Source organism: Kineococcus sp. NPDC059986 (assembly GCF_040702905.1).
Lineage (GTDB): Bacteria > Actinomycetota > Actinomycetes > Actinomycetales > Kineococcaceae > Kineococcus.
On sequence record NZ_JBFBND010000066.1, the window covers coordinates 1 to 6,772 of the forward strand.

Sequence of the window (6,772 nt, forward strand, 5' to 3'; positions counted from 1 at the left end):
CGACGGCGTAGATGTGCTCGACCTCGGTGCGGAACTGCTTGTCGACGACGAGCCGGCCTACGAGCCGGATGCGTCAACGAGCCCACCCCCGGGGCGCCGTCAGAGGGTGCGCGCGAGGGCGACGGCGATGCCGTCGAGGATGTCGTGCTCGCTCGTCACGACCTCGATGACCCCGGCCCGCTCGGCGACGTGCTCGAGCACGCTCGCCCAGACCAGCGCCCCGGCACCGATGACGTCGACGCGCCCGGGGTGCACGAAGGGCATCGCGGCGCGCTCGGCGCGGGTCGCGCGCAGCAACCGGTCGCACGCGGCGAGGACCTGCTCCAGCGGCAGCCGCACGCCGTGCAGGCAACCCGGCACGTACTCGGTGAGGTCCACGGCGGCGGCGGTGATCGTCGTGACGGACCCGGCGACACCGACGAGCGTGCGGGTGCGCTCGAGCGGCACGTCGCTGCCGGCGAGGACGGCGCGCACGTCGGCCCGGGCCGCGGCGACCTCCCCGGCCGTCGGCGGGTCGGAGTGCAGGTGGCGCTCGGTCATCCGGACCGACCCCATGGCGAGGGACCGGGCGGCGTGCACGACGTCGTCACCGAGGACGAGCTCGGTGGAACCCCCGCCGAGGTCGACGACGAGGTACGGCGCCTCGTCGTCGTCGAGGTCGGCGGTCGCACCGGCGAAGCTCAGCGCGGCCTCCTCCTCACCCGTGACGACGTCGGGGTCGACGCCCAGCCGGGACCGGACGCCCGCGACGAACGCGTCGCGGTTGGAGACGTCGCGGGACGCGGACGTCGCGACGAAGCGGACGGCGTAGGGACGGTGCCGGCCGACGAGCTCGGCGGCGCGGTCGAGCGCGGCGAAGGAGCGCTCGAGCGCCTCGGGCGCGAACGCCCCCGTGCGGTCGACACCCTGACCGAGGCGGACGACCTCCATCGTCCGCTCGAGCTCGTGCGCCGCCCCCGTGACGGGGTCGACGTCGGCCACGAGCAGGCGCAGCGAGTTCGTGCCGCAGTCGAGCGCCGCGACCCGCCGGGTGCTCGCGCTCACGCGTCGGCCGGGGTGTGGGGGCAGGTGGCCGGCCAGCCGCCGTCGGCGGCCAGGCGCTCGAGCGTCTCGTCGCCGATCGGGTTGACCCCCGGACCCGCCGCGAGGGCGTGCCCCACGAGGGCGTGCAGGCACTTCACCCGCGTCGGCATCCCGCCACAGGAGATGCCGGCGATCTCGGGCACGTCCGCGTCGCCGAGGGCGGCGCGGCGACGCAGCAGGTCCTCGTGGGCGCGCTGGTAGGCGGCCGCGAGCTCGGGGTCGGCCGCGATGCGGTCCGTCATCTCCCGCATGAGGCCGGAGGCCTCGAGGGTGCTGATGGCGCCCGCCGCGATCGGGTCCACGAGGTAGTACGTCGTGGGGAACGGGGTGCCGTCGGGCAGCCGCGGCGCGGTCTCGACCACGTCGGGCCGACCGCACGAGCAGCGGTGGGCGATGCCGACGACACCGCGCGGGACCCGGCCGAGCCGGCCGGCGATGCTGTCCAGGTCGGCCTGGGTGGCGGGGGTCGAGCTCACGGCCTGCCTTCTCGAACGGGTGCGGCTAGCGGGTGGTGCTGGAGCTGGAGCCGGAGGAGCCCAACCCGGGGGTGGTCGGCGGCGGCGCGTCGCCGGGGTTCCCCGCCAGGCGCAACGACTCCCAGACGTTCTCGTACCAGGCCGCCGAGGGTTTGGGGACCGTCGTGGCGGCCTCCTGCGGCGACACCTGGTCGGCGTCGCTCTTCCCGTCGACGACGTACGGCACCTCGCCGGGCATGACGTACCGGAGACGTTCGCGCGCCTGGATGATCACGTACGCGTCGTCGTTCCAGCGGGCCTGCTCGGCCTGAGCGGCCGTGAGGTCGTGCTGCTGCTGGGCGATCTGGGCGTCGAGCCGGCCGATCTCCGACCGCTGCTCCAGCCACTTCTGCAGGCTCGGCACCAGGAAGATCGCCAGCAGCAGGACGACCGCCGACAGGACGAGGGCGCGGGGTCCCCGGGTGCGGCGACGTTCGGCCGGGCTCATCGTCGCGGCGGAGCGCCCCCGTGCCGCGGGCGCCGGCCGCGATCCGCTGCGCGTCGTGCTGCCCGGGCTGCGGCCCGCACCGGGGCGGGCGCTCTGCCGGGGTGCGCCGGTGCGCCCCGCGGTTCCCGTCGAACGGGAGCCGCGGGGCGCAGTCGGACGTCGCGTCGCCATGGGGTCCAGCTTCTCCCGGAGGCGTCGATCGATCGGTCAGGCGCGCCCGGTGAAACCGGCCGAGCGCGGGAAGGCCTTGGCCCCGGCGTAGCGGGCCGCGTCGTCCAGCTCCTCCTCGATGCGCAGGAGCTGGTTGTACTTGGCGACGCGCTCGGACCGCGCGGGGGCGCCGGTCTTGATCTGGCCCGAGCCGACGGCGACGGCGAGGTCCGCGATCGTCGTGTCCTCGGTCTCGCCCGAGCGGTGGCTCATCATCGTGGAGAACCCGCTGCGGTGGGCCAGGTCCACGGCGTCCAGCGTCTCGGTGAGCGAGCCGATCTGGTTCACCTTGACGAGCATGGAGTTGCCCGCGCCCAGGTCGATGCCCTTCTGCAGGCGCTCGGGGTTGGTGACGAACAGGTCGTCGCCGACGAGCTGCAGCTTGCCGCCCAGCGCGTTCGTGATGTGCACCCAGCCGTCCCAGTCGTCCTCGGACAGCGGGTCCTCGATGGAGACGAGCGGGTACTCGGCCACGAGGCCCTCGTAGTAGCCGGTCATCCACTCCGCCGAGCGCTTCGAGCCCTCGAAGTCGTAACCGCCGTCGCCGTGGAACTCCGTCGCCGCGACGTCGAGCGCGAGCGCGATGTCGGAACCGGCCTGGAAGCCGGCCTTGCCGATCGCCTCGAGGATGAGGTCGAGGGCGTCCTTGTTGCTCGGCAGGTCGGGGGCGAAACCGCCCTCGTCGCCCAGGCCGGTGGCCAGGCCGCGCGACTTCAGGACCGACTTCAGCGCGTGGTACGTCTCCGCACCCCAGCGCAGGGCCTCGCGGAACGACGCCGCACCGACGGGGGCGATCATGAACTCCTGGATGGCGACGCCGGTGTCGGCGTGCGCGCCCCCGTTGACGATGTTCATCATCGGCACGGGCAGGACGTGCGCGTTCGGGCCACCGAGGTAGCGGAACAGCGGCAGGTCCGCGGTGGAGGCGGCGGCCTTCGCGACGGCCAGGGAGACGCCGAGGATGGCGTTGGCGCCCAGGCGGTTCTTGTTCGGGGTGCCGTCCAGGTCGAGCATGACCTGGTCGATGAGGCGCTGCTCGTGGGCGTCGTGGCCGACGAGGGCCGGACCGACCTCCTCGATGACGGCCTCGACGGCCTGCTCGACGCCCTTGCCCAGGTAGCGGCCCTTGTCGCCGTCGCGGCGCTCGTTGGCCTCGTAGGCGCCGGTGGAGGCGCCGGACGGCACCGCCGCCCGCGAGAAGGTCCCGTCGTCGAGGAGGACCTCGACCTCGACGGTGGGGTTGCCGCGCGAGTCAAGGATCTCGCGAGCTCCGACGGCCTCGATGGTGGCCACGCGCACTCCTCGTGCTTCTCGATGTCGTCTCGGGATGGTGCGGGGCGAGCCTAGTCGCCTCCCCCGTCGCGGGAACCACCGCCCGAGCCCGGGCGTCCCCTGTGGGTCGGGTGCGGACGGACCGGAGACCGACGGGGAGGACGACGGGCATGAGCGAGGGCGACAACGCGTGGCGCATCGACGTGGGCGGCGTGGAGCACGACGTGGACGTCGACGTCACCGCGATGACGGGCAAGATCGTCGTCCGGTTGGACGGCGAGGTGCTCGAGGAGGACCGCATCTGGTTCTCGGACAAGGAGATCCGCTTCGCCCTCGAGGGCCACGAGGTGCAGGTCGACGTCGACCTGGCCCACGCGGGCTTCTCCACCCGCTCCTCGCTGCGGCTCGACGGACGGCACGTGGAGCCCCTGCGCCGCTGAGCCCCTGCGCCTCCCGTTCAGCCGGCGAGCGCCGTCCAGCCGAGCCGGCCCGCGCCCACGAGACCGGACCCGCGGGGCAGCGTGGACGGCGTGATGCGCACGTCGGCCAGGTGCGGGTACACGGCGAGTTCGGCGTAGGCGCGGCGCAGCGGGTCCATGAGGACGTCCCCCGCCGAGGCGACGCCCCCGCCCACGACGATGTCCGAGAGGTCGAAGAGCGCGGCCGTGGAGAGGAAGGCGGAGGCCAGGGCGCGGGTGCCCGCCGCGATGACGGCGACGGCGACCGGGTCACCGGCGCGGGCGTCGGCGGTGAGGGCCTTGGCGTCGGCCTGCTCCCCCACGCGCCAGCCCTGGGCGTGGGCCGCGCGGACCATCGCCGGACCGCTGGCGTAGGCCTCGACGACGCCGAAGGCGCCCGACCCGGGCAGGAGTTCGCCGTCGAGGACGACGCCGACGTGGCTGATGAACCCCGCGTTGCCGGTCTTGCCCGCCAGGATCCGCCCGTCGAGCACGATGCCGCCGCCGATGCCGGTGGAGACGACGACGCCCATCACCGCGGGCGACCCCGCCGCTGCGCCGATCCACTGCTCGGCGGCGGCGAAGCACTGGCCGTCCTGGGCGAGGGCCGCGCGCACCGGCCGGCCGAGCGCTCCCGTCGCCGCCGCGGCGACGTGGTCGACGAGCGGGAAGCCCCGCAGCGAGACGATGTTGACCGGGTGCACCGTCCCCGTGGTCGTGTCCACCGGACCGGCCGAGCCGATGCCGACCACGTCGGCGACCTCCAGGCCCGCGGCGCGGGCGTCGCCCACCACGTCGGTGACCAACCCGGTCAGCGCGGCCCCGACCGCGGCGGCGTCGCGGGCGTCGGTGGGCACCTCGCGGTCGTGGCGCACGGTGCCGTCGTCGGCGACGAGTCCTGCGGCGATCTTGGTGCCACCGATGTCGATGGCCAGCACGTGGGTCACGAGCCGCGACCCTACCGAGCTGCGTCCTCGGCCCGGCGGGCGTCGACCTCGAGGGCCCGGGTGGCCCGGCGCAGGGCCGCCTCGGGGTCCACCCCCGCGGCGCGGGCGCGGCGCACCAGGGCGAGCAGCTCGGTTCCTACCCGTTCCTCGGTGAGCCCGGCCTCGGGTTCCGCGGGGGCGTCGAGCCCGTTGCGCTGCAACCGCCCCAGGACCTTGTCGGTGCGGGCCAGCGCCGGCAGCTGCAGCGGGATGCCGTCCAGGACGCTGTCCCGGCGCTTCTCGGTCGCCTTGATGGCGTCCCACCCGGCCTGCAGGTCCTCGGCGACGGCCTCCCCGGCGAAGACGTGCGGGTGGCGACGTTCCAGCTTCGCGACGAGCGCGGCGGCGACGTCGTCGATGTCGAACGGCTGCTCGGGGTCCTCCTGCGCGACGCGCGCGTGGAAGACGACCTGCAGCAGCACGTCCCCGAGCTCGTCGCGCAGCTCCTCGCGGGTGCCGTTCTCGACGGCGTCGACGACCTCGTAGCTCTCCTCGACGAGGTAGGGCAGGAGGGACACGTGGGTCTGCTGCGCGTCCCACGGGCAGCCGCCGGGCGAGCGGAGCCGGTCCATGACGGCGACGAGGTCGAGGAGGGTGCTGCCGGGGAGCTGAGCGTTCACGACTCAACGGTAGGTGAACCCGTGGTCTTCACCGGTGAACACGAGGACACCTTGCGACTCATCGGCGAGAGCGGTATGCAAGATCGACAGGAGCGGTCCAACTAGGGGGTCAGCATGGGATCCATCCCGAAGCGCATTTCGACCCCTGCCTACCAGGCGCTCACTGAGGCACTCGCTGTCGGCTTCTGGTACAAGGCTTCCTTGCACCGCTTCGTCTCACTGGCACTTCGGGAGCACCCGCACCTCTGGCGCGACATCGATTTCGAAGGTCCCCCCAGCAAGCGTCAGTCAGCCACCACACTCGTCGACAGACTCGCCGCGGAAGAGGCGACGTGTCGCGAGGCAACCTTCCTGATGATGAAGGAGCTGGCCAATCTCGACTCGTCAGGAGAGTTCGCGCGCTGCGAGGACCCCGACGTCCGCGAGGACATGAGCTTCCACGCGCGCGAGGAGCTCGCCCGGCGCTTGGACGAACTCGACGTCGTCGTCGACGTGACAGACCGGGCACGTCAGGCGGCGGAGGAGGCCGCGTCAGAGGCCACGAGAAGCGCGCGCAGGAATGCCCTCCAGGAGATGCACCAGCGCTTCTTGAGCATGGGAAGCGACTCTTCGCCGCAGTCGCGGGGGTTGCGCTTCGAGCGGTTCCTCGCTGACCTCTTCGACCTCTTCAGCCTCAGCCCCAGATTGAGCTACAGCCTGCAGGACGAGCAGATCGACGGATCGTTGAGCTTCGACACCGACGACTACATCGTCGAAGCCAAGTGGACGGCAAAGCCGCTCAGCCGAGAGCAGGCCGACGCCTTCGCCGCCAAAGTCAATCGCAAGGGCAAGAACGCGCTCGGTCTCATCGTCAGCATCAACGGCATCTCCGACGCTGCACGTCGAACGTACGACCACTCGACTCCCTTCATGACGATGGACGGCCAGGACCTCTTGCACGTCCTGGAAGGGCGCTTGGCCCTCGATGAGCTCCTTCGGAGGAAGAAGCGCTGGGCCAATGACACCGGCGAGTGCTACGCGCCGGCGTTGACGTTGTTCACCTGATCGGTCCACCCGACCACCCGCCGAAGACCTTCTAGTGTCGCGAGTCGTTAATTCCTTGTCGGCTTAGTAAGCTGGGGCGATGGCACGCGTACGCGGACCGAAACCACCAGAGATCCAGCTCACCGAGGCCGAGCGG

8 protein-coding genes are annotated in these 6,772 nt (G+C 72.5%); 2 read left to right on the top strand and 6 right to left on the bottom strand.

Translation table 11 applies throughout. The features are described 5' to 3' along the window. Window positions 1-99: 99 nt before the first annotated feature. Genes AB0637_RS24635 through eno form a run of 4 tightly spaced genes read right to left on the bottom strand, consistent with a single transcriptional unit; the run spans window position 100 to window position 3,549 of the window. Window positions 100-1,044, bottom strand: coding sequence for a Ppx/GppA phosphatase family protein (locus tag AB0637_RS24635; protein WP_366175417.1), 945 nt, complete (start codon window positions 1,042-1,044; stop codon window positions 100-102). Further along, window positions 1,041-1,559 (bottom strand): DUF501 domain-containing protein, encoded by a 519-nt coding sequence (locus AB0637_RS24640; RefSeq protein ID WP_366175418.1) that lies wholly within the window; start codon window positions 1,557-1,559, stop codon window positions 1,041-1,043. The genes AB0637_RS24635 and AB0637_RS24640 overlap by 4 nt, the downstream gene beginning before the upstream one ends. 25 nt (window positions 1,560-1,584) lie before the next feature. Beyond that, window positions 1,585-2,217 carry a septum formation initiator family protein gene (locus AB0637_RS24645; protein ID WP_366175419.1) on the bottom strand — a complete coding sequence of 211 codons (633 nt, stop codon included), beginning with the start codon at window positions 2,215-2,217 and terminating at the stop codon, window positions 1,585-1,587. 36 nt (window positions 2,218-2,253) lie between these two features. Beyond that, a complete protein-coding gene (eno, locus tag AB0637_RS24650; RefSeq protein ID WP_366175420.1) occupies window positions 2,254-3,549 on the bottom strand; it encodes a phosphopyruvate hydratase in 1,296 nt (431 codons plus the stop codon). 149 nt (window positions 3,550-3,698) lie between these two features. Here eno and AB0637_RS24655 point away from each other — a divergent pair, with 149 nt between their 5' ends. Further along, the gene (locus tag AB0637_RS24655) at window positions 3,699-3,968 is read left to right on the top strand and encodes a hypothetical protein (protein ID WP_366175421.1); all 270 of its coding nucleotides are present in this window, start codon (window positions 3,699-3,701) and stop codon (window positions 3,966-3,968) included. A gap of 17 nt (window positions 3,969-3,985) precedes the next feature. Here AB0637_RS24655 and AB0637_RS24660 read toward each other — a convergent pair whose 3' ends face one another. Both AB0637_RS24660 and AB0637_RS24665 read right to left on the bottom strand, forming a co-directional pair. Next, window positions 3,986-4,933 carry an ROK family protein gene (locus tag AB0637_RS24660; protein WP_366175423.1) on the bottom strand — a complete coding sequence of 316 codons (948 nt, stop codon included), beginning with the start codon at window positions 4,931-4,933 and terminating at the stop codon, window positions 3,986-3,988. A gap of 11 nt (window positions 4,934-4,944) precedes the next feature. Then, on the bottom strand, window positions 4,945-5,592 hold the full coding sequence (locus AB0637_RS24665) for a MazG family protein (protein ID WP_366175425.1): 648 nt from the start codon (window positions 5,590-5,592) through the stop codon (window positions 4,945-4,947). A 114-nt stretch (window positions 5,593-5,706) separates the two neighbouring features. Here AB0637_RS24665 and AB0637_RS24670 point away from each other — a divergent pair, with 114 nt between their 5' ends. Beyond that, on the top strand, window positions 5,707-6,636 hold the full coding sequence (locus tag AB0637_RS24670; protein WP_366175427.1) for a restriction endonuclease: 930 nt from the start codon (window positions 5,707-5,709) through the stop codon (window positions 6,634-6,636). The last annotated feature ends 136 nt before the right edge of the window (window positions 6,637-6,772 follow it).